Below are 20,078 nucleotides of genomic sequence, written 5' to 3' on the forward strand. Positions count from 1 at the left end.
ATTTTTGGCGAGTTAGGAATTAAATGACATACTGATATTTGGTTTACTGGTATCATATATATGGATGGAATCCAATTGGGGGAGAGTGGATGAAATAATTAACAGAAGAATCTCTTCTTTGTTCCTCTCGATATCTCTTACCGTCACCCTCTTGCTGCCGATGCAAACTACGGCTGCCCCGATGTCGGACGAGGAGTTGAAGGTTCTGGAGAAAAGCTTGTCGATTGTGGAGATCGACCGGGAAATTGTCCGGATCGAGAAGCAGCAGAAGGAAACCGAGCAATCGATTCAGCAGCTTGAGCTGCAGCTTGCGGACAAGAACGAGCAAATCCGCGGAAGCCGGGATCAAGCCGGCAAGCGAATTGCCGCTTACTATATGGGGGAGCGGGAAACCCTGCTATCGGCACTGTTGTCCGCGGACAGCCTGAAGGACTTTTTTACGATGCTGGACTATTATCAATTGATCGTTGAGCGAGACCGATATATTATGGATGCCTACAAAAAGGAATATGCGGGTTTGGCAAAAACGAAACGCAAGCTGGATCAATTGTCGACCGACCTTGATCAAATGAAGACCGCCTTGCTCCAGCAGCGGGACCGCGTCGCCCTTTTGCAAGAAAGCTTGGACGGTTCGCTAAGCGCAAGTAGCGATCCCGAGAAAATGAAAGCAATGATCCAAGAGCTGACCACCTACTGGGAAAATGTCGGACTGTATGAAATCCGCCGCCATTTCCGGGCGCTGGCGACGGCGATGTCCGATTTTCCCGACTTTTTAAAAGACCATAAAGACAGTCTCTCTTCCGGTAAGAACGGCTATACGCTGACGGTCAAGGAAGCGGACTTGAACGATTTTCTCCGCTCCAAAAACGACCTGTTAAAGAACATGTCCTTTGTCTTTGAAGACGGGCGTATTATTGCACAAGGTCGGAGGGAAGGTCTGGATTTAGTGGTGGAGGGCCATTATACCGTTGAAAACGAACCGCAAAATTGTATCATTTTCCATGTGGACCGGCTGCTGTTTAACGGTCTGGAACTTCCGGATACAACAAGAGCAGAGCTTGAGGAAGATTTCGATCTCGGATTTTATCCCAAAAAAATAGTTCCCTTCGTCGAAGCCACCGAAGCGGACATCCGAGAGGGAACCCTGATCGTGAAACTAAAAATTATTTTATGAGAATAATGAACTTATAAGGACTCTAATTCACTTAAATAGGATTTATAACTGAGCTCCCCGTATAAAAAAGACGAGGACAATGCGCCATATTTCTCCATTAGTAAGGGAATTCCGGGCCCCACGGGCAGCGGAGTTCCTTTTCCATTTACAAATGAGGCCGGGATCCAAGTAGGAAGTCCATTACGGGACGCTTGGTAGTACAGCGTTTTTAACACTGGCAAATATCCCGTTAAGTCAAACCACTGACGCTGCTGAAGCTGGGTTGTCATTGCCGTGATCCACAGACCGGCCGCTTCTTTATTAGCCGATCGCGCCGAGACGGCGTAACTTCTTCCTCCTACCCATGCTCCACCTGCAGGTGATTCCTGATCCGGGTAGACGATTTTGAGATTTGGATGCTGGTGCCGCTTAGCATCGCTCCACCTTACCAAGGCAAAGGCCGCTTCTCCGTTGAACAGTTTATTCCACGTTTCTTCTTCCCCCGGTGCTCCTAGAGTTGTCATGAAAGGCTTCATCGTATCCAGTTGCTGAACTACCGCTTCCAACTCTTCGGTGGGCTTGAACAAGGACGTCTCATCCGTTGAACCGCGTTGTCCCGTCAGTTGCCACATGAACGACATAACAGCATAAGGGTCGTTAAAATCCAATGCGAACAAATAAGGGGATGAAGGATGTTTCTTATAAGCGTTTAGCAGCGCTCCCCAATCGCTCCCCGATGCGGGAAATTCCAGCCCGGCCTCTTTTAGCTTACCGGGATGATAAACCCATACATAAGGATCGGCATCCATCGGAACCGCCCACACATAGCCATTCCACTCATTTTGCGTTAAGGAAGCGCTTAACACTTCGCCGGTCAAAGAACCCGAATAATAACTTTCGGTCGGAAGCAAATAGCCGCCGGAAGCAAATCTCCGGATCCATGTATTGTTCAGCAGGAGAACATCCGGAGAATCCCCCAGTTCCAATTCCTGCCGAATAGCCGAATAATCCTTCCCGGCCGGAAGATTTCTCAGCTCAACTTCAATATGATATTCATCCACCACCTGCTGATTCAGCTGTTGTAGACGCAGAAAATCGGATTCATTTAATTGAACCGCAACCGAAATAGAGCCTGGGTCTTTCTCCGTTTCCAGGCTTTGCGGCGTTATCGGCTCCGTTTCTCCTTGGTCCTCGGATCTCATCAGGGTCGATGTTTCGCTTGGCGACAAATTGATCAAGGCGAGTAAAAGGATGGCAAAAAGCACCCAATGGTTTTTTCGCTTCACACCGGTTCTTCCTCTCCGCTTGTTACCCCCTATTGTAACAAATCTGCTCGGAGATTGTCCTTACAAATCATTACAAAAATGACGTCACGGCAAAAAATGCCGAAGCTTTAGCTTCGGCATTGTAACAACGGTCTCTTATATCCATGGGCTAGAGCAGGTCCGCAGCCAGTTGGGCCAGCTTGGAACGCTCCCCCTTTTCCAAAGTAATGTGGCCGCTGATTCCCTGTTCCTTAAACCTTTCCACCAGGTAGGTCAAGCCATTGCTGGCCGAGTCGAGATAAGGATGATCGATTTGCTCAGGGTCTCCCATTAAAATAATCTTACTTCCCTCACCAACCCGGGAGACGATCGTTTTCACTTCATGCCGGGTCAAATTTTGCGCTTCGTCCACAATAATGAACTGCCCTGGAATCGAGCGCCCGCGGATGTACGTCAGCGCCTCTACCTGTATGCTGCCCAGCCCCATCAAAATTTTCTCGATATCGCCGGACTTCTTCGTATCGAATAAATACTCGAGATTATCATAGATCGGCTGCATCCAGGGGCGGAGCTTTTCATCCTTCTCACCCGGCAAATAACCGATGTCCTTGCCCATCGGAACGACCGGGCGTGCGATCAGAAGCTTTTTATATTTATGGTCATCTTCCACTTTCAATAAACCGGCGGCCAGCGCCAACAATGTTTTCCCGGTCCCCGCTTTGCCTGTTATGGTTACGAGCGGAATCTCATCGTTCAACAGCAATTCCAGCGCCATCCTCTGCTGGGCATTGCGGGCGCTGATCCCCCAAACGGGATCATTGCTTAAATATAACGGCTCAAGTTTGGAAGCATCCCAATTAACACGCAGTAGCGCCGATTTTCCGGTGCCCATTTCATCTTTTAAAATAACAAACTCATGCGGATAGAGATTATAGGACAGTCCCAGCGGTTTGATTGGTAAATAACGGTATGAATAAAATTCATCGATAACGGAAGGATGCACTTTAAGGGTAGAGTATCCGGAGTATAAATCCGACGGGCCCGCTGTGCGGTCGGACAAATAATCCTGGGCGTTCAAACCCAGAACATCGGCTTTGATCCGGACAAGCACATCCTTGCTGACCAGAACGACAGAACGCGGCTCATTATTATCCTGCTGTTCCAGATGATAGTTGAGCGCCACGGCCAATATCCGGTTATCGTTCGTAATCTCGCCGAACATCTCCTGTACCTTGAGAAAACTGCGGTGGTTCAGCTCCACCTTCAGCCTCCCCCCGCTTTCCAGCAGAACTCCGTCATGCAAATGACCGATTTCACGAAGTCCATCCAGAAGCCGGGATACCCTGCGCGCATTGCGGCCAATTTCTTCCGCATTCCGCTTCTTGGAGTCGATTTCTTCCAGGACTACCGCCGGTATGACTACCTCATGCTCGTCAAAAGCAAATATTGCATTCGGATCATGCAGCAAAACATTGGTATCGAGCACAAAGATCTTTTTCACGAATATCCCCTCCACCGAACATCTTGCAGCCTCTAATTCGCATACATACTTTCTCCCGTCCGGGAAATGTTAAAAAGTATAGTTTACTACAAGATCCCTACTGAAAGGACGGTAGCAGTTCATGCGAATATGGCTGTGTTTGTTATTGACGATTTTTCTGCTTACAAGCTGCGGTACGGCAACTAAAAAGGCATCACCCTCTCCTCAGAATCAAACTAACAACGGTCCCCGTGCTCAAAGTACAAACGACGGGAACAGGAATATGACAGATGGTACAGGTACCAGAGCGTTGTCGGCGACAGAACGACAAAACCATTTGGAGGAACTGGTAAAAAGGGTACCTGGCGTAAAAGGCGCTCATTGCGTCGTCATGGGTAAAACTGCGGTGGTTGGCATCGATGTCGATTCAAAACTGGAACGGGCCCGGGTAGGAAACATCAAATATACGGTAGCCGAGGCGCTCCGCAAGGATCCCCAAGGCGCTGGCGCTATCGTGACCGCCGATATCGATCTAAACCAGCGGATCGCCGAAATCGGCGATAAAATTGCGAACGGAAATCCGATCGGCGGGTTTGCAACCGAGTTGGCCGACATTATCGGTCGAATCGTGCCGCAGATGCCGGGTGATACCACTCCGAGAGACAATGTACCTAAGGTTCAGAATAACGGGACCGGCAATGTCAACGACGGAATCCGCAGCAATGGAACCATCCATGATAGAACCGGCGGCAAGCAAGACGTCAACCGTACCAAAAACCACGGAACCAAAGAGATGCAAATGGCCCCAGGCAGATAACCGGAAATGGGATGTCCCAAAAGAAAAAGCCCAGCGAAAAATTCGCTAGGCTTTTTTCATGGCAGCAAACACTTGGTTGTCCAAGAGTTCCGCCGCACGGTGATCATACACTTTGGCATAGGACGGCGCGGAGGCAAGCTGCGCTCCATAGAACAGCGCATTGCGGACCGCGTCAATCTTCATGTCGAAGCAGCACATTTTGAATGGAACCCCATCAAGCGGGTCTTGGACAACCTCTGCTTTACCGTTAATCGCATAAATCGTCTCATCGCCAAACACGGTAACCGTAATTCTCGGATGGGCCTTGATGTTTCGGACCAATCTTGACCGGTGATCCAGCGTAAAACGCAGCGTGGAATGATCCAGGGCGTAAATCCATGAAATTGCACTGGAAGTCGGTCCCCCGGATTCTTCGTCAACCGTACTCAGCAAAACAAAAGTTTCGGACTGGAATGCAGCGTATAACGGTTCAGACAATTGGGTTACGAGTTCGGACATATGCCAGCCCTCCTGTAGTACAAATCGTCATTGGATTCTTCATCATTAAAACCGTATAACTAATTGTATTATACCATGGCCAAAAACTTGCATTCAATCGTCAATTGCCTGCTTGTTCGTCGGATTCCCCGGACGACGGCGGCGTTTTCGTCCCGGCAAGCTCATTCTTCAGCGCCTGCTTGGCCTGTTCAAGCTCGTCGTCATTCACATAAACATAAGGGCTCTTCCATTGTCCGGTTACCGGCACGAAATCGACATTTTCCTTGGAAATGTTCCAATAAGTAGAGATCATATTTTTCATCTGCTTGGATTCCAGATCGGTCTCCATATTTTTGCCGACCGATTCGATGACCTTGCCTGCGCCAAGTACCCCGTTTAAGGATTTCGCCTGATCGATCAGAGCGTGCAGTACTTCGTTCTGCCGGCGGTTACGGTCAAAGTCGTCCGATGCCTTTGTCTTGGGACTGCAATTCGACTTCCGGTAACGGACAAATCCGAGCGCATCCTCGCCGTTCAGATGCTGCGGCCCCGCCTTCAAGTTAATATCGGTTCCATCAGCGCTGTCCCGGTAGCACATGTTAGCATCTACGTTCACGTCGACGCCGCCAAGCGAGTCAACGATGTCGCGGAAACCCTGAAAATTCAGAACCGTTACATAATCGATGGTCAAGCCGAAATATTTGCCCATCATCGTTTTCATTTCCTGTTCGGCGGAGATGCCCGATTTCTTCTCGGCTGCCAGGAAATTCGGATAAAAGGCATTCAGCTTGTTCGTCTTGTAGCCGTCCATTTCAAATCGGGTATCCCGAGGTAAGGAAACGACGGTAGCCGATTTTGTATCAGGATTCATGGAGATTACCATCATCACGTCGCTCAGATGGGTTCCTGTTTTCGGCCGATAATCCGTTCCAAGCAGCAGCATGGTGAGCGGCTTTACCTTAGCCGATTTCTCGGGAGCCACATTAGCTGAAGTCCCGGTATCGTCAATTACCTTATCGACTGTCAGCCAAAGGAAACCTATATAGGCACCAACGCCGACAACCGCTAAAATCATAATGCTCAACAGAACCTTCAGAAAGGTTTTTCCGCCGGATTTTTTTCTTTTCTTCGGACTCTTGCCTTTGGAAGTTACTCTTTGGTTCTGCCCCCGAGGAGGCAAACCGCTGCGATTAGAACTCATGAAATCTAACACCTAATTTCGTCTGTATTAAGCCGCATGAATAATAACGAATAGAGACCGCGATTAGTTACAGCCTCCATGGACAGCAGAACTAGTCCTGCTTATTCACGGCGGACGGCTCGGAAGCGGACTTGTCCTTCCGGCTCCGACGTCCTTCTACAAAATAACGGATTCGCACCATCAGCATCAAAACCACGGCTACGAGAAGACATTGAATAATCGGCAGCTTATCGATCTGAAAAATAAGCAGAAGGAAAGAACCGATCGCCATAAGCAGGTACAGGATAATCTCCTTCAGAAGCGGGAGCTTCTGTTGGGTACGGAACACTTTGTTGTACACGAAAATCACAAGCACATAAATTAGAATGTAGGATATTACCGGATTTTGCGCAAACCAAGCCTGCAAGACGGGTCCCTCCTTCAATATCGTTAGTAATTATTATAGATTGGCTTCCGCATTTTTGCGATGTTTTTCGGCACGTTCGCGTTCGCTCTTGTTCAAGATCTTCTTACGCAGACGAACCGATTTCGGAGTAATTTCGCAATACTCGTCATCATTCAAATATTCAAGCGCCTGCTCCAGCGAGAAGAGCCGAGGCGTTTTCATCTTAACCGTATCGTCTTTGGTCGCCGAGCGCACGTTCGTCAATTGCTTTTCTTTGCAGATATTGACGACGATATCGTTGTCGCGAGTATGCTCTCCGACGATCATTCCCTCATAGATCTCAGCTCCTGGCTCCAAGAACAGGATACCGCGATCTTCGATGGACAAAATTCCGTACAGGGTGGAAACGCCGTTTTCGCTCGAAACAAGCACGCCCTCATGACGTCCGCCGACCTGGCCGCCAATAAGCGGTCCATAGCTATCGAACGCATGGTTCATAACGCCGTAGCCGCGAGTCAATGTCAGGAAGTGAGTGCTGTAACCGATCAGACCGCGAGCCGGAATCAGGAATTCCAGACGTACCTGTCCGTTACCATTGTTGATCATATTGACCATTTCCGCTTTACGCGAGCCAAGGCTTTCCATTACGGAGCCCATGCTCTCTTCAGGCACATCGATCAGCAACCGTTCCACCGGCTCCATCTTCATGCCGTCAATTTCTTTGACAATAACTTCCGGCTTCGACACTTGGAGCTCATAACCTTCGCGGCGCATATTCTCGATCAGGATACCGAGATGCAGCTCACCGCGTCCCGAAACGATAAACGCATCCGGGCTATCGGTTTCGTCGACGCGCAAAGAAACGTCGGTTTCCAGTTCTTTAAGCAACCGCTCGCGAAGTTTACGGGAGGTTACCCATTTTCCTTCGCGTCCGGCAAACGGACTGTTATTAACCAGGAAGGTCATTTGCAGCGTCGGTTCGTCGATTTTCAGAACAGGCAAAGCTTCCGGTTGATTCGGATCGGCAATGGTCTCTCCGATATTGATATCTTTAATCCCTGCGATCGCCACGATATCGCCGGCTCCGGCTTCTTCAATTTCAACGCGTTTCAGCCCTTGGAAGCCGAACAGCTTCTCGATGCGGGCTGATTTCTTACCGCCGTCGCGCGTCATAACCGCAACGGGTTGACCTTGGCGAATCACGCCACGATTGACACGGCCAATCGCAATTCGGCCCAGATATTCATTATAGTCCATCAAAGTGACGAGAAATTGGAGCGGTTCTTCCACGTTCTCCGTAGGAGCCGGGATATGGTCGATGATCGTTTCGTAAAGAGCCAGCATGTTCTCATCCTGTTTTTCAGGGTTCAAACTGGAGGTTCCGTTCAAAGCGGATGCATATACAACGGGGAATTCAAGCTGTTCATCGTTCGCTTCAAGCTCGATGAACAGATCGAGTACTTCATCAATTACTTCCGCAGGGCGGGCTGCAGGGCGGTCAATCTTATTAACGACGACAATCGGGGTCAACTGATGTTCAAGCGCTTTACGAAGTACGAATTTGGTCTGCGGCATGCAGCCTTCGTAAGCATCAACGACCAACAACACGCCGTCTACCATCTTCATAATCCGTTCCACTTCGCCGCCAAAGTCGGCGTGTCCCGGAGTATCCACAATGTTAATCAAATAATCTTTATAAGTGATCGCGGTATTTTTGGCCAGAATGGTAATTCCGCGTTCGCGTTCCAGATCATTGGAATCCATCGCGCGTTCCTGGACGGATTCATGTTCCCGGTAAATACCGGACTGTTGAAGCAGTTTGTCGACAAGCGTCGTTTTGCCGTGGTCTACGTGAGCAATAATCGCAATGTTGCGGATTTGATTTCTTTCATGCATGGGTTTTCTCCATATCCTTTCGTCTCTGTTTGCTTATTCTATAAAGCTAAGACAGCTGAATCACCACAAAACAAGCGTCGGAGTTCTCATATCCCGACGCTTGGACATATCCCTTATATTATACGCAAATTTTAGAGAAATTCAAGAACTTTCCATACATCACCAGCTTCGCCGGGTTTTTCCCCGCGCGGCAATCAACCAGATGCCTCCTATTATCAGCGCAATGGCAACCAAATAGATCAGCGCCAGCGAAAATAAGGTGATGCCGAACAATATGACGGACACGGCTCCCACAATAACGGCCGCAATCATAACCCCGTTTTGGCGGACGGAGGAGAAAAATTCATACTCGTACAGTCCGACAGCGATTCCGAGGATAAATCCGGGCCAGCTGTACTTGAGGGTGGTCCATCCCCAAATGTTCGCAATAATAAACAGAACACCGTAAACGGTCAGAATCCCGCCGGGCAGAAGCAGCTCGGACGGCCCTTTTCTCCAAAAATGCCACAGGTGAAATACAATGCCCGGTATCAGCAACAGTAGCGGCCAAAGCGCCTTTCCAAGAAAACTGAATACCCCGAGTTTTCCAAGCAGGATGATGATCCCGGCAGCCAGAATCAAAATTCCGGTCATTAGCTTGTTGTTATCGGACATCCCATCACACACCTTCCGGTTAGACAATGAGGGACATGCCGCGGCAAATTACGACATTCCCTTTATGATTTCAGTTTAAATGAAAACAGCATAAAAAACCACTCTCTCCCGGATCAAGAGAGTGATTTTTTCATGCCTCGGTCCGCAAATTGATTCCGGCTGGAGTTCAGCGACCGGCCTGATATTTTTTCACCCAGCCGAACATAATAACGAGCGCGGCCAGTGCAACCGGCAGCATGTTCGCAAGTGCCGGCAGCGTCGTCTCAAGCAGCCCCCCAAGCTTGGGATCATGCAGCAGCATATCTCCTGCCGTATAGCCAAGAATTCCGGCGCCGGCATAAGTCAGTATTGGCAGGCGCTGCAGCCAGTCCGCAATCAGATTACTGCCCCAGACCACAATCGGGATGCTGATCGCAATCCCGATAACGAGGATGGCGAGATCCCCGTCGGCCAGTGCCGCAATCGCAAGCACATTATCGAGACTCATAATAAAATCCGCCGCGAGAATGGTTCGGATCGCACGCCACATCGTACCCGCTTCACGAACTCGCGTAGTCTCGTCGTGAGGTAATAGAAGCTTAAAGGCAATGCCTGCAAGCAATAGTCCGCCGGCTGCCTGAATAAACGGAATTTGCAGCAGAACCACAGCAATCCATGACAAGAGACAACGAAGCAATACCGCTCCCAGTGCCCCCCACCATACGGCCCGTTTGCGCTGCTGGAGCGGCAGTTCCTTGCTTGCCATCGCAATAACAAGAGCGTTGTCGCCGCTGAGCACTAAATTTATGATCAGAATTTCTGAAAGCAGTATCAGCTGATCCACGCTTATCCCCCTTTTTGAACAACCTCTTATCATTTTTATGAGGTAAGTGGGCAAGCTATGTCTTTATCCTTTTGTAAAAATAATCTGGACAAATGAATCCATTTGGTTAATTAATACGTATATACGTCTGAAGAGGAAGTGACATAAGTGGAATTTTTCAGTGCAACATTTTTTTTCTCTCTGATCAATATCATTTTTATCGATTTGATTTTGGCTGGAGATAACGCAATTGTCATCGGAATGGCGGCTAGAAAGCTTCCCAAGACAGTTCAGAAGAAGGCGATCCTTTACGGTACGGCCGGCGCTATTCTGCTTCGCATCGCCGCCACGCTTGTGGTCGTCTGGCTGTTGGGAATTCCTTGGCTGCTTGCGGTTGGCGGACTCATGCTCATCTTTATCGCTTATAAAGTGCTTGCCGATGAAGGTGATCACGATTCCGTCGAAGCCAAAGATTCGCTTTGGCCTGCGGTACGAACTATTGTCATTGCGGATGCCGCGATGGGGCTGGATAACGTAATCGCTGTAGCCGGCGCATCGGGACAACATACAATTCTTGTAATCATCGGACTGCTGATCAGTGTGCCGATCGTCGTGTGGGGAAGCACCTTATTTATTAAGCTGCTCGGAATGTTTCCCTGGATCGCCTATGTCGGGGCGGCCGTGCTGGCCTACACCGCAGCTCATATGATTACCGAAGAACCGCATTTCATTGGCTTTTTTGAGGACAACCCTATTCTGCGGTACCTGTTTATCGCGCTCGTTATGGCCGGTGTGCTATTTGCCGGTTATAGAACGAAACAAAAGCACCGCGAGAAGGAAGAGGAAAAACGCCGGTCCCATCCGGCTACCCGTTAAACATCGGTGCCAAGATAAAACAAATCGCTCCCGGACCGGCCTGAGGCCAGCGGGAGCGATTTGTTTTATTTCTTAGGCGATGAATTCAGCTAAGCTTTGCGTCAAATTGATGCGTAGGTTTTGGGATAACTGAAGTTTTGGTGCTGCGCGTCCGATGACAAAAGTCAAGAGAAAGAGCGACGAACAATGGAGAGGGCAGCGTAAAACCGGAGCATTTAAAACCAATTGTTGTCGATAGTCCCTGCTCCCGCCATATTCCCGCTGCTGATATCATCAGGAGAAGATCTAACAACTTCCTCATGCGGCTTGATGATCACGGTTTCCGTATCCCGTACGGCAGTTTCGATTTGTTCGGCAAGACCGTTCAAGCCCGCTTCAATCTTCTCGATAATCCGCAGATTCGGATTCGTTGTCGGCGATTTCGGCACGAACAATGTGCAGCAGTCCTCATATGGCAGAATGGACAAATCAAAGGTGCCTATTTTCTTGGCCAGACTAATGATTTCATCTTTATCGCTCATGACAAGCGGCCGCAGCAGCGGCAGCTCGGTAGCCCGGCCGATCACATTCATACTCGGCAAAGTCTGGCTGGCCACCTGGCCGAGGCTGTCTCCGGTGACAAGTGCCAGCGCCCCGTTTTTTTCGGCCAGCAAGGAAGCGATTCTCAGCATCGACCTGCGCATTAGCGTAATGATCAAATTATCCTGTCCGGTACCGGCAAGCGAAGTTTGGATCTCCGTAAAAGGAACCAGATGAAGCTTAACTTGCCCGGCATAGCGGGACAACACTTTCGCCAGTTCGATCACTTTTTCCTCCGCCTTCTTGCTCGTAAACGGATAGCTGTGGAAATGAACGCATTCGATCTCGAGTCCGCGTCTCATCGCGGACCAGCCTGCCACAGGGCTATCAATACCGCCGGAGAGCAGCAGCATCGCCTTCCCGTTTGTACCTAGCGGAAATCCACCTGCGGCCGGGATAACCTCGGAATAAAGATAAGTGCCTTGCTCCCGGATCTCCACGCGCAGCTCGAGCTCGGGATGATGGACATCCACTTTCAAGCCGGGGGCAGCCTGCAGGATCGGTCCCCCTACGAGCCGGTTCATTTCCTGCGAGCCGTGGGGGAACTCCTTCCATACTCTACGGGCGTTCACTTTAAAAGGAATATGCCGGTCGACAGGTACGCTTCCCACGAATTCTTTTGCCGCGCTAATGATGTCCTCCAGTCTGGAAGGAGAGACTTTGACCGGGCTGATCGAAGTTATGCCGAATACATGTTTAAGGGATTCGCTGACCTCTCTCGCCGGTTCCCCATGGAGTTCGACATAAATCCGCCCGTATTCCCGGATTACCTTCGTTGCAGGATACGGCTTAAGCAGCGATTTCACGTGGGCCAGCGCGGCCTTTTCGAACCGGGACCTATTTTTTCCCTTGATTGTAATTTCTCCAAAACGAAGCAGCAGCATATCATATGATGTCATGGTCATCTCTCTCCCTTTAAATTCCTTACACGCCGTACACATTTATTGAGCGCCTCCAGCAGATCCGCAATATCCTTGCCCGTATGCTCCTCACCCAGACTGATTCGAATGCCCGCTGCGGCGGCCTCTGGACTTTTACCCATTGCAACCAAAATCCGGCTTGGCTCGGCCCGTTTGGAAGAGCAGGCCGACCGGGTCGATACCAGGAACCCTTCTTCCTCCAACATGTGCAAGAAAGCTTCGGACTTCATTCCGGGATAAGAGAAATGAACGATATGCGGTGCGCCATGAGTCTCCTCCAACGCAGAATTCAACTCCAGCTCCGGAAGAGTAGCTATGCCGCGAATCAGTTTATCTTTAAGCGATCTAAGGTGAACTGCCCGCTCGGTGGCCCCTTCCTTGGCCAGCCGGATCGCCTTGGACATGCCAACGGCATACGGGATGTTCTCCGTTCCCGGCCGCCGCCCTTCCTCCTGGCCTCCACCTGCAAGCAGGGGCTGTAAGGCGACTCCATCGCGCACATACAACAGGCCGATCCCTTTCGGTCCCCTTAGTTTATGCGCGGACAAGCTGTATAAATCAATTCCGCTATCCTTGATCGGCAGCTCTATTTTTCCAAACCCCTGAACTCCATCCACATGAAAAAGCACACGCGGATATTTCTCTTTCAGCAGGCTTCCTATTTCTGCTACAGGCTGAACGCTTCCTGTTTCATTATTGACATGCATCACGGACACCAGGACCGTATCCTTCCGGATAGCCTCGTCAACTTGCTCTACGGATACCCTGCCCTCTTTATTCACCGGTAAAAACGTTACTTCCCAGCCCCACTGCTCAAGCTGCCTGCAGCACTCATATACGGACGGATGTTCCGTGACTGTAGTGATCAGGTGCTTGCCCCGGTTGACATACTGAAGCGCCGCGCCCTTAATAGCCATATTGTTGCTTTCCGTGGCTCCTGAAGTAAATACAATTTCGCCGGGCATAACTCCCAGCGCTCCGGCACATACTTCCCGCGCCCTGCGCAGCAGCTTGCCGCTTTCTTCTCCAAGCCGGTGCAGAGATGACGGATTCCCATAATGCAGAGCCATCACTTCAGCGATGGTCCGGGTCACTTCGTCATATGGAGGCGTGGTGGCCGCATGATCAAAATATCTCATCTTTATTTCCTCCTGAACCAATCCAAATCAAATATAGACTTCAAAAAAAGATCAAAAGAAAAAACGCGAAAATCCGGCAGCCGGAGCGTTTTCCCATTTGATCTTTCCCTAGATGAACCCCTTAACTTAGCGGATTCAGTACAATCCATTCATTACCGTTTTGCCGTCAAACTGCATGGCATGCGTTAAATTTCATACTTGGAGCGTGCAGCCGCAATTTTGGCGATATAATTCTGCGTCTCCCGGGGAAGCAAGTGCAGCTTATCCATCAGTTCCTGATCGTTGGAAATCCCCAGCTTTTGCAGCCTGCCCGGTCCGGCATTATAAGCTGCAAGAGCTGTGTTCTCATTGCCGCCAAACCGCTTGAGCTGATAAGACAAGTAACGGGTCCCGCCGTCGATGTTCTGGCCAGGGTCAAACGGATTGCTCACGCCGAGCCCGTTGGCCGTTCCGTCCATAAGCTGCATCAATCCTTTGGCTCCCGCCGATGATACGGCCCCTGGGTTAAACGAGGATTCCGTCTCGATGACGGCTTTGATCAGACTTTCGGACACACCGTAATTGCGGCTGGCTTGGGTGATCAGTTCATCCAATTCCCCGCGTTCCTGGCCAATCGAGGCTGAAGGCCGATAAGCCGACGCCTCCACGGCTTGCCCACCGAGGACTTCGGCAGGTAAAGCCTGTGAGATCCATCCCTCATAACCGGAACCATAAGTAAGCGCAGATAACGGAAGCTTGCCCACCAGATCACTGGACTCGGTACGGCCTTCCGCCATCATCATTTCTTGAAGCAATATATCAAACAAGGAACCTTCGCCATCGACATTGGTACGTGCTGCCGCATTCCCTTGGAGGTCGATATCGTTAACGGTCTGTAACTGTATTAGCTGCGTCATGGTGCGTGGATCGATTTGCATGTTTGCTTGACTCCTCTTCACGTTAAAAAGGTGGTATACCCTATATTTTACACATGAATCGCAGGCTTGACCACCTATTTGTCGCAAAAGGTAAAAATGCCTCGCCCCAGGTAAAAAAAGACCGACACCTTTGGCGTCGGTCCTTTTTACAAACTGCTCCCGTTTAGCGGGTAAAGGGTATAAGGACGAAATAACTCAGCGTGGCAACAACTCCAAGGCCGATTGCCCAGGCACCGGAAGTTTTATTACCTTGGCTGTAGGCGTAAAATCCCATCACTGCCGCCAAAGGTCCCAAGATGATGGACCACATGAAAAGCGACGCTATCCCGAAACCGACGCCCACATAGCCGACGGTTTTCCCTGCCGTAGCCGTGACGTTTTCAGAGCGTTCTGCACGTACGGAATTGTCGGCATCGCGCCGTTCGCTTCGTCTGTCGGCGACGGTGCTCATCGGCACCACCTCTGCCGCGTACTCCTCCTGATGGGTCTTTCTAGGATAATCCACACGTTTTTTCGAGGAAACGGGATGGTCTTGTTTATCCTTTGTACGATCAGTCATCACAGCACCTCCTGAATTTGGCTTCCGGGTTACGACGATTTCGGCTTAAACGTATGACAGCAAGTTGCGGAAGACGAAGCGGCAGTGTCCTGATGCTCAGTATCAAACGATTCACCGGCAAATTCGGCGTTATAGCTCTGGTTTGCATGCTTATCGATATCGATCATGATCAGATCGGCCTGACAGAGGTTTTTTTCACCCCAATAGGTACAATTCGATACGCTGCATTTAACTATCGGTTTTTCGCCGTTTGGCATTATGATCACCTCACCGTTCATTTTCCCCGGAGGCCCGTGCCGGTATGCGGAGCGCCAGCTGTTAAATCGATACAAAAAAGATGCTGTGCAGGCATTTGCGGCATTTCTTCAGTTTGTCCATTTGACGATCCCCATATCGCAAAAAACGCTGGAAAACGTTACCCTTGACCTGCATTCACCGCGCGTCCTTTAAGAATAAAACCATCGGTTTTACCTCATTCTATGTCTATCTTTATATTGTGCAAAGGAGGACCTACATGAGATGGCAGAGATGGGCTGCGCTGGGCCTTGCGGGGGTCGCCGCTGTTGCTCTTTACAACTTGATTCCGGATTCGTCACCCCCTTCTGCTAACCGGCAAGCCGAGACCCAAACCGTTAAAAATCCGGCCGAGGAACATAAGCTGAAACAAATGATGCTGAAGCGCGACATGACCGCTACGGAACGCCTTGCCAGGCTGGACGCCAAGAGGCATCTTCGCCTGCTTGCCGATAAATTCGCCGCTGCACAGCCAGGGAAATTACCGACAGATGCCGGAGATTTACAGAAGGATCATAAACAATTTCCTTCCCTGCGTTGGTACACCGGGAAGCAGGAACGGGAATTTCGAGCGGCAAAATTCCGGCTGGAAGCAGCGGAGCAAAAACAGCTGGACACTTATTTGGGCTTCGCCCGGAATGCCCTCCGCAAAGGAAATTCTTATGAATCGCCTGGTTTTCCGCAGGGCAATCCGAAATATGTTGTAGCTGCAGAACCCGCTCAGGGCAAGAATCAACAGGGAATGATCGCAGTGCTGGATATGGGGATTTTAAGCCGGGTACAGGATCACCAACATAAAAATCTGCGCCTCATCCCTTATCCCAAAGAAGGAAAGTATAAGATCGAATCCGTCCATGCCGACACATTGCAGGATATTACCGTAAAAACCGGCCATGACAATGAAAAAGCGAGCCATTATTACGAAAACGAAATTGTCGTCACTTTCGGGAAGGCGCCTTCCGCTGCAGATATGAAGAAGATCGAGCGCGATCTGCGTTGCAAGCCGGCGCAAAACATCGGCAACACTTATATTTTCCGTTCGGAATCGATGGATATGAAGCAATTGACAACGTATTTTAAAAAGCATTGGAAACCGAACCATGTCGAACCGCACTATCTGTACATGACCAATGAAAATGTAACCGGTCTGGGCGATGAGAATCCGGAAATCCCGAATGATCTGCTGTTCTCCGAATACCAATGGAATCTGCCGATCATCGAGACTAACCGGGGCTGGAAGTTGTCCAAAGGCAGCAACGATGTTATCGTAGGCGTCGTCGATACGGGCGTGGATCTGAAGCATCCCGATCTCCAAGGCCGGCTCCTGAAAGGATACAACGTCGTCTCACCGGGCGACGATCCCGTTGACGACGTTGGTCACGGCACCCATGTCGCCGGTATCATCTCCGCCAATGTGAACAATAACGAAGGAATTGCCGGAATGATGTGGGGAGGCAAAATCCTGCCCGTTAAAGCGCTGGACAAAACCGGATCCGGCACGACCTATTCCGTGGCCCAGGGAATCATCTGGGCTACCGATCACGGTGCCAAAGTGATCAATATGAGCCTCGGAAATTATGCGGATGCCCAGTTTCTGCATGAGGCGATCAAATACGCCTTTGATCGTGACGTGGTCCTAATTGCGGCAACCGGGAACGACAACACGGAGCGTCCGGGTTATCCGGCAGCCTATCCGGAGGTGCTGTCCGTCTCCGCGACGGATTACCACCTGCAGCGGGCATCATTCTCCAACTACGGCGATTACGTAGATGTGATGGCGCCGGGCGAAAGTATTGCGAGCACCTATCCCGACAACCAGTACGCCGCTTTATCGGGCACCTCCATGGCGAGCCCCCATGTATCCGCCTTGGCCGCTTTGATACGATCCGTGAACCCTAAATTAAAAAATACGGAAGTCATGGACATCATCCGCAAGAACGTTATTGATCTGGGGGATCCCGGTCACGACAAATACTTCGGATACGGCCAAATCGATGTCTTTTCGGCGCTGGAGTCGGCGCAGGGTAACTCGGCCCCCTTGCAGTTCTGGCCGCAGTCAATGCAGCGCAAAATGAACAAAATCCTGAATGACGCTATGTAAGACTACACTTTATGACTTCGCACAAAAAAACGGTTGGATGAGGAAATCCTCTATCCAACCGTTTTTGCATTTTTCCGCTATAAAAGTCCAATTTCCCATTCATACATGATGCATGTGAGTTGCAGTTAAGAAAGTTTGCCGTAAGCCGGGTTCTGTACTCTTTGCGGTAATAACGGGAACTACCCTCCCGCTTTGAGCGACAATCATCTATCTAGGCCGCACATTACTGGGCGGCTCCAGCGACCAACCCGGACGCGCCTCGGGCTAAGGCTGCTTCTCAGGGAAGCTGCGTCCCATTAGGTCTTGCTCCAGATGGGGTTTACCAGGAACGAAGTCACCAGCGTTCCTCGGGGTCTCTTACACCTCGGTTCCATCCTTGCCTGTGCACGCTTTGCAGCGGCCATCGGCGGTCCATTTCTGTGGCACTATCCTTCAGCTCGCGCCGACTGGACGTTATCCAGCACCCTGCCCTATGGAGCCCGGACTTTCCTCCCGCGGCCGTTAAGCCGCCGGCGATTGTCTGTCAAACTTTCGAAAGCAACACTTGATAGTATACAGGCATTGCCGCTGAATCACAAGTAGAAACTAGAGGAAATTAAACGGCTCCGTATGAACTCCGGAACTAAACACCTTGGTTTCGTATTTCCCTTCCTCCAGTTTTTCCTTTAACCACGCAGCCACCCGAGGCTTCATAATCTTCTCGGCGTTATGCCCCGGATCGATCAAGGTGAGTCCGGCCATCAACGCATCTTGGGCCGTATGGTAATCGATATCTCCCGTAACGAGCACATCCGCTCCCCGGAACATCGCAGCCTTCCAGTATCTCCCGCCTGAGCCCCCGATCACCGCCGCTTTTTTAATCTGACGGTCCAAATCGCCGACCACTCGAACAAACGGTACATCCAGCTTCTCTTTCACACGCTGGACGAATTGTTTCAAAGTAACCGGCTCGTTCAGCTTGCCGACCCGTCCGAGTCCGAAGGTACGGCCCTTCAGGTCCATCGGATACAGATCGTAAGCCACCTCTTCATAAGGATGGCTTTTCAACATCGCTTGAATCACTTTGCTGCGAATGCTTTGAGGCACAATGGTTTCAATTCGGATTTCCTCCGCTTTTTCCAGTTGGCCCTGTTTCCCGATAAACGGATCAGTTCCTTCTCCAGGAACGAAGGTACCGTATCCTTCAATATTGAAGCTGCAATGGCTATAATTGCCGATAGCGCCCGCCCCTGCGTTCAGCACGGCATCCAGCACGCGTTGATGATGGTCCTTAGGCACGAATACAACAAGCTTGTACATATTGTCGGTGTGGATGTCTTCCACGGAAGAGCTGCTCTCAATACCGAGCACCTCCGCCATCCAGTCGTTCATCCCGCCTTCGGTCACATCAAGGTTCGTATGTGCCACATAAACAGCAATATCATGTTTAATCAGTTTTTCATATACTTTGCCCATCGGCGTATCGCTCTGCAAATTCCGAAGCGGACGATAAATGATGGCGTGATGAGCAATGATTAAATTGGCTCCGAGCGCGATTGCTTCGTCGATCACCTCTTCATTCACATCAAGCGCGGTCAGTACGCCCGTAATTTCCTTTTGCAGCGTTCCAAGCTGAAGACCGATCTTGTCATCCTCCATCGCCACATGCTTGGGGGCAAGCTGCTCCATATACTGAATTACAGTTTGGCCTTTTGCAAACATGCCAGCACCTCCTTAAGCCGGTTTGAAAGTTGATTCAACGACTCTTCTTTCTCACGCGAAGATTCCTGTTTAGATGTGGCCACGGACTGCCGGATTTTATCCAGCTTATCGATTTCGGAGCGCCATTTGGCAAACCACACCTCGTCCTTCGATTCCGTCAAATGCGGACCCATAAGCAAAAGCAGATCTCTGGTAAGAGAAACCGTGCTGCCGGAAATCGTACGCTCCGAATATAATTGATCGTTGAGCTTGGCTGCATCCGGTCCTGTCTCCGCCGTAAGAATCTCATATATTTTGCCGTCTTCCTCAAGGATGATCTCCTCACTTAAATACCAGCCGTTTGCAATAAGCCAGCTCCTCACGATATCCTCCCCGACATTCGGCTGAAGGACAAGCCGCTTAACTCCCGCAAGCTTGTCTTTCCCTGCCTCCAGAATCGAGGCGATCAACGCTCCGCCCATACCGGCAATCGTGATGGCATCCACTTCTCCCGGCTCGACAACGGCCAGGCCGTCTCCTTTACGGACAGACACCCGCTTGCTCTCTCCGGCTTCGGCTACCTGCCGCTTGGCCGCTTCAAGAGGGCCGTCGTTTACTTCGCCCGCTACGGCAAAGGAGGCACGCCCGTTTTGTACCGCATAAACCGGAAGCAGGGCATGATCCGATCCTATATCCGCCAGCCTGCAACCGGGCGAAAGCCGGTCCGAAATATGCTGTAATCTTGCTGAAAGTTTCATGACGCAACCACACCCCCTATTTTTGGTATTTATCCTCCCAAGGCCATTTGCAATGGTCATGGAAAAAAGCTAAAATAAAGAACAATAAAGAAAAAGAAGGAAATAGTTCCAAAAGAAAGAAGTCC

General features: G+C 50.3%; 19 protein-coding genes and 1 other RNA gene. 4 read left to right on the forward strand and 16 right to left on the reverse strand.

The window, feature by feature from the left end; all coding sequences use genetic code 11:
* Positions 1 to 64 precede the first annotated feature (64 nt).
* Positions 65 to 1,174, forward strand: coding sequence for a coiled-coil domain-containing protein (locus NYE70_RS08905; RefSeq protein WP_341045705.1), 1,110 nt, complete (start codon positions 65 to 67; stop codon positions 1,172 to 1,174).
* 11 nt (positions 1,175 to 1,185) lie between these two features.
* On the opposite strand, the gene NYE70_RS08910 is transcribed toward NYE70_RS08905, so the two are convergent.
* Positions 1,186 to 2,439: an ABC transporter substrate-binding protein gene (locus NYE70_RS08910; RefSeq protein ID WP_341045706.1), complete on the reverse strand. Its 1,254-nt coding sequence runs from the start codon at positions 2,437 to 2,439 to the stop codon at positions 1,186 to 1,188.
* A gap of 148 nt (positions 2,440 to 2,587) precedes the next feature.
* Positions 2,588 to 3,919, reverse strand: coding sequence for a PhoH family protein (locus NYE70_RS08915; RefSeq protein WP_341045707.1), 1,332 nt, complete (start codon positions 3,917 to 3,919; stop codon positions 2,588 to 2,590).
* Between the two features lie 121 nt (positions 3,920 to 4,040).
* On the opposite strand from NYE70_RS08915, the gene NYE70_RS08920 reads away from it, so the two are divergent.
* The gene (locus NYE70_RS08920) at positions 4,041 to 4,715 is read left to right on the forward strand and encodes a YhcN/YlaJ family sporulation lipoprotein (protein WP_341045708.1); all 675 of its coding nucleotides are present in this window, start codon (positions 4,041 to 4,043) and stop codon (positions 4,713 to 4,715) included.
* A 45-nt stretch (positions 4,716 to 4,760) separates the two neighbouring features.
* Here NYE70_RS08920 and NYE70_RS08925 read toward each other — a convergent pair whose 3' ends face one another.
* The 6 genes from NYE70_RS08925 to NYE70_RS08950 form a co-directional block, all read right to left on the reverse strand.
* The gene (locus tag NYE70_RS08925) at positions 4,761 to 5,213 is read right to left on the reverse strand and encodes a pyridoxamine 5'-phosphate oxidase family protein (RefSeq protein ID WP_341045709.1); all 453 of its coding nucleotides are present in this window, start codon (positions 5,211 to 5,213) and stop codon (positions 4,761 to 4,763) included.
* Between the two features lie 100 nt (positions 5,214 to 5,313).
* Positions 5,314 to 6,393, reverse strand: coding sequence for an LCP family protein (locus NYE70_RS08930; protein WP_341045710.1), 1,080 nt, complete (start codon positions 6,391 to 6,393; stop codon positions 5,314 to 5,316).
* A 91-nt stretch (positions 6,394 to 6,484) separates the two neighbouring features.
* A complete protein-coding gene (locus tag NYE70_RS08935; RefSeq protein ID WP_211019819.1) occupies positions 6,485 to 6,799 on the reverse strand; it encodes a YlaH-like family protein in 315 nt (104 codons plus the stop codon).
* Between the two features lie 33 nt (positions 6,800 to 6,832).
* Positions 6,833 to 8,674, reverse strand: coding sequence for a translational GTPase TypA (gene typA / locus NYE70_RS08940; protein ID WP_341045712.1), 1,842 nt, complete (start codon positions 8,672 to 8,674; stop codon positions 6,833 to 6,835).
* Positions 8,675 to 8,833: 159 nt separating this feature from the next.
* On the reverse strand, positions 8,834 to 9,328 hold the full coding sequence (locus NYE70_RS08945) for a hypothetical protein (RefSeq protein ID WP_211019821.1): 495 nt from the start codon (positions 9,326 to 9,328) through the stop codon (positions 8,834 to 8,836).
* A 166-nt stretch (positions 9,329 to 9,494) separates the two neighbouring features.
* Positions 9,495 to 10,151: a TerC family protein gene (locus NYE70_RS08950; protein WP_211019822.1), complete on the reverse strand. Its 657-nt coding sequence runs from the start codon at positions 10,149 to 10,151 to the stop codon at positions 9,495 to 9,497.
* A gap of 147 nt (positions 10,152 to 10,298) precedes the next feature.
* On the opposite strand from NYE70_RS08950, the gene NYE70_RS08955 reads away from it, so the two are divergent.
* A complete protein-coding gene (locus NYE70_RS08955; RefSeq protein WP_341045713.1) occupies positions 10,299 to 11,006 on the forward strand; it encodes a TerC family protein in 708 nt (235 codons plus the stop codon).
* Between the two features lie 215 nt (positions 11,007 to 11,221).
* On the opposite strand, the gene thiI is transcribed toward NYE70_RS08955, so the two are convergent.
* The 5 genes from thiI to NYE70_RS08980 all read right to left on the reverse strand — a co-directional run bounded on the left by thiI (position 11,222) and on the right by NYE70_RS08980 (position 15,377).
* A complete protein-coding gene (gene thiI, locus NYE70_RS08960) occupies positions 11,222 to 12,484 on the reverse strand; it encodes a tRNA uracil 4-sulfurtransferase ThiI (protein WP_341045714.1) in 1,263 nt (420 codons plus the stop codon).
* 2 nt (positions 12,485 to 12,486) lie between these two features.
* The gene (locus NYE70_RS08965) at positions 12,487 to 13,644 is read right to left on the reverse strand and encodes a cysteine desulfurase family protein (RefSeq protein WP_341045715.1); all 1,158 of its coding nucleotides are present in this window, start codon (positions 13,642 to 13,644) and stop codon (positions 12,487 to 12,489) included.
* Between the two features lie 185 nt (positions 13,645 to 13,829).
* A complete protein-coding gene (locus NYE70_RS08970; RefSeq protein WP_211019826.1) occupies positions 13,830 to 14,561 on the reverse strand; it encodes a lytic transglycosylase domain-containing protein in 732 nt (243 codons plus the stop codon).
* A 163-nt stretch (positions 14,562 to 14,724) separates the two neighbouring features.
* Positions 14,725 to 15,120 carry a hypothetical protein gene (locus NYE70_RS08975; protein ID WP_341045716.1) on the reverse strand — a complete coding sequence of 132 codons (396 nt, stop codon included), beginning with the start codon at positions 15,118 to 15,120 and terminating at the stop codon, positions 14,725 to 14,727.
* Between the two features lie 29 nt (positions 15,121 to 15,149).
* Positions 15,150 to 15,377, reverse strand: coding sequence for a DUF1540 domain-containing protein (locus NYE70_RS08980; protein WP_211019828.1), 228 nt, complete (start codon positions 15,375 to 15,377; stop codon positions 15,150 to 15,152).
* 257 nt (positions 15,378 to 15,634) lie between these two features.
* On the opposite strand from NYE70_RS08980, the gene NYE70_RS08985 reads away from it, so the two are divergent.
* Positions 15,635 to 17,515 carry a S8 family peptidase gene (locus tag NYE70_RS08985; RefSeq protein ID WP_341045717.1) on the forward strand — a complete coding sequence of 627 codons (1,881 nt, stop codon included), beginning with the start codon at positions 15,635 to 15,637 and terminating at the stop codon, positions 17,513 to 17,515.
* Between the two features lie 126 nt (positions 17,516 to 17,641).
* Here the strand turns inward: NYE70_RS08985 and rnpB are convergent.
* The 3 genes from rnpB to NYE70_RS09000 all read right to left on the reverse strand — a co-directional run bounded on the left by rnpB (position 17,642) and on the right by NYE70_RS09000 (position 19,953).
* Positions 17,642 to 18,047, reverse strand: an RNA gene (gene rnpB / locus NYE70_RS08990) — RNase P RNA component class A.
* A 53-nt stretch (positions 18,048 to 18,100) separates the two neighbouring features.
* Entirely contained in the window at positions 18,101 to 19,216 is a 1,116-nt protein-coding gene (locus tag NYE70_RS08995) for a Nif3-like dinuclear metal center hexameric protein (RefSeq protein WP_290407720.1), read from the reverse strand.
* Entirely contained in the window at positions 19,192 to 19,953 is a 762-nt protein-coding gene (locus tag NYE70_RS09000) for a tRNA (adenine(22)-N(1))-methyltransferase (RefSeq protein ID WP_341045718.1), read from the reverse strand. Before NYE70_RS09000 ends, NYE70_RS08995 begins: the two co-directional genes overlap by 25 nt.
* Between the last annotated feature and the right edge of the window lie 125 nt (positions 19,954 to 20,078).

The sequence above is a fragment of the Paenibacillus sp. FSL R5-0407 genome, from assembly GCF_038009185.1.
Lineage (GTDB): Bacteria > Bacillota > Bacilli > Paenibacillales > Paenibacillaceae > Fontibacillus > Fontibacillus vini.

What these genes read in the sequence shown, in the direction of transcription:
- NYE70_RS08905 (WP_341045705.1), top strand. Translation starts at nt 65, where the DNA reads ATGGAATCCAATTGGGGGAGAGTGGATGAAATAATTAACAGAAGAATC.
- NYE70_RS08920 (WP_341045708.1), top strand. Translation starts at nt 4,041, where the DNA reads ATGCGAATATGGCTGTGTTTGTTATTGACGATTTTTCTGCTTACAAGC.
- NYE70_RS08925 (WP_341045709.1), bottom strand. Translation starts at nt 5,213, where the DNA reads ATGTCCGAACTCGTAACCCAATTGTCTGAACCGTTATACGCTGCATTC.
- NYE70_RS08930 (WP_341045710.1), bottom strand. Translation starts at nt 6,393, where the DNA reads ATGAGTTCTAATCGCAGCGGTTTGCCTCCTCGGGGGCAGAACCAAAGA.
- typA (WP_341045712.1), bottom strand. Translation starts at nt 8,674, where the DNA reads ATGCATGAAAGAAATCAAATCCGCAACATTGCGATTATTGCTCACGTA.
- NYE70_RS08945 (WP_211019821.1), bottom strand. Translation starts at nt 9,328, where the DNA reads ATGTCCGATAACAACAAGCTAATGACCGGAATTTTGATTCTGGCTGCC.
- thiI (WP_341045714.1), bottom strand. Translation starts at nt 12,484, where the DNA reads ATGACATCATATGATATGCTGCTGCTTCGTTTTGGAGAAATTACAATC.
- NYE70_RS08965 (WP_341045715.1), bottom strand. Translation starts at nt 13,644, where the DNA reads ATGAGATATTTTGATCATGCGGCCACCACGCCTCCATATGACGAAGTG.
- NYE70_RS08970 (WP_211019826.1), bottom strand. Translation starts at nt 14,561, where the DNA reads ATGCAAATCGATCCACGCACCATGACGCAGCTAATACAGTTACAGACC.
- NYE70_RS08975 (WP_341045716.1), bottom strand. Translation starts at nt 15,120, where the DNA reads ATGACTGATCGTACAAAGGATAAACAAGACCATCCCGTTTCCTCGAAA.
- NYE70_RS08980 (WP_211019828.1), bottom strand. Translation starts at nt 15,377, where the DNA reads ATGCCAAACGGCGAAAAACCGATAGTTAAATGCAGCGTATCGAATTGT.
- NYE70_RS08985 (WP_341045717.1), top strand. Translation starts at nt 15,635, where the DNA reads ATGAGATGGCAGAGATGGGCTGCGCTGGGCCTTGCGGGGGTCGCCGCT.
- NYE70_RS08995 (WP_290407720.1), bottom strand. Translation starts at nt 19,216, where the DNA reads ATGTTTGCAAAAGGCCAAACTGTAATTCAGTATATGGAGCAGCTTGCC.
- NYE70_RS09000 (WP_341045718.1), bottom strand. Translation starts at nt 19,953, where the DNA reads ATGAAACTTTCAGCAAGATTACAGCATATTTCGGACCGGCTTTCGCCC.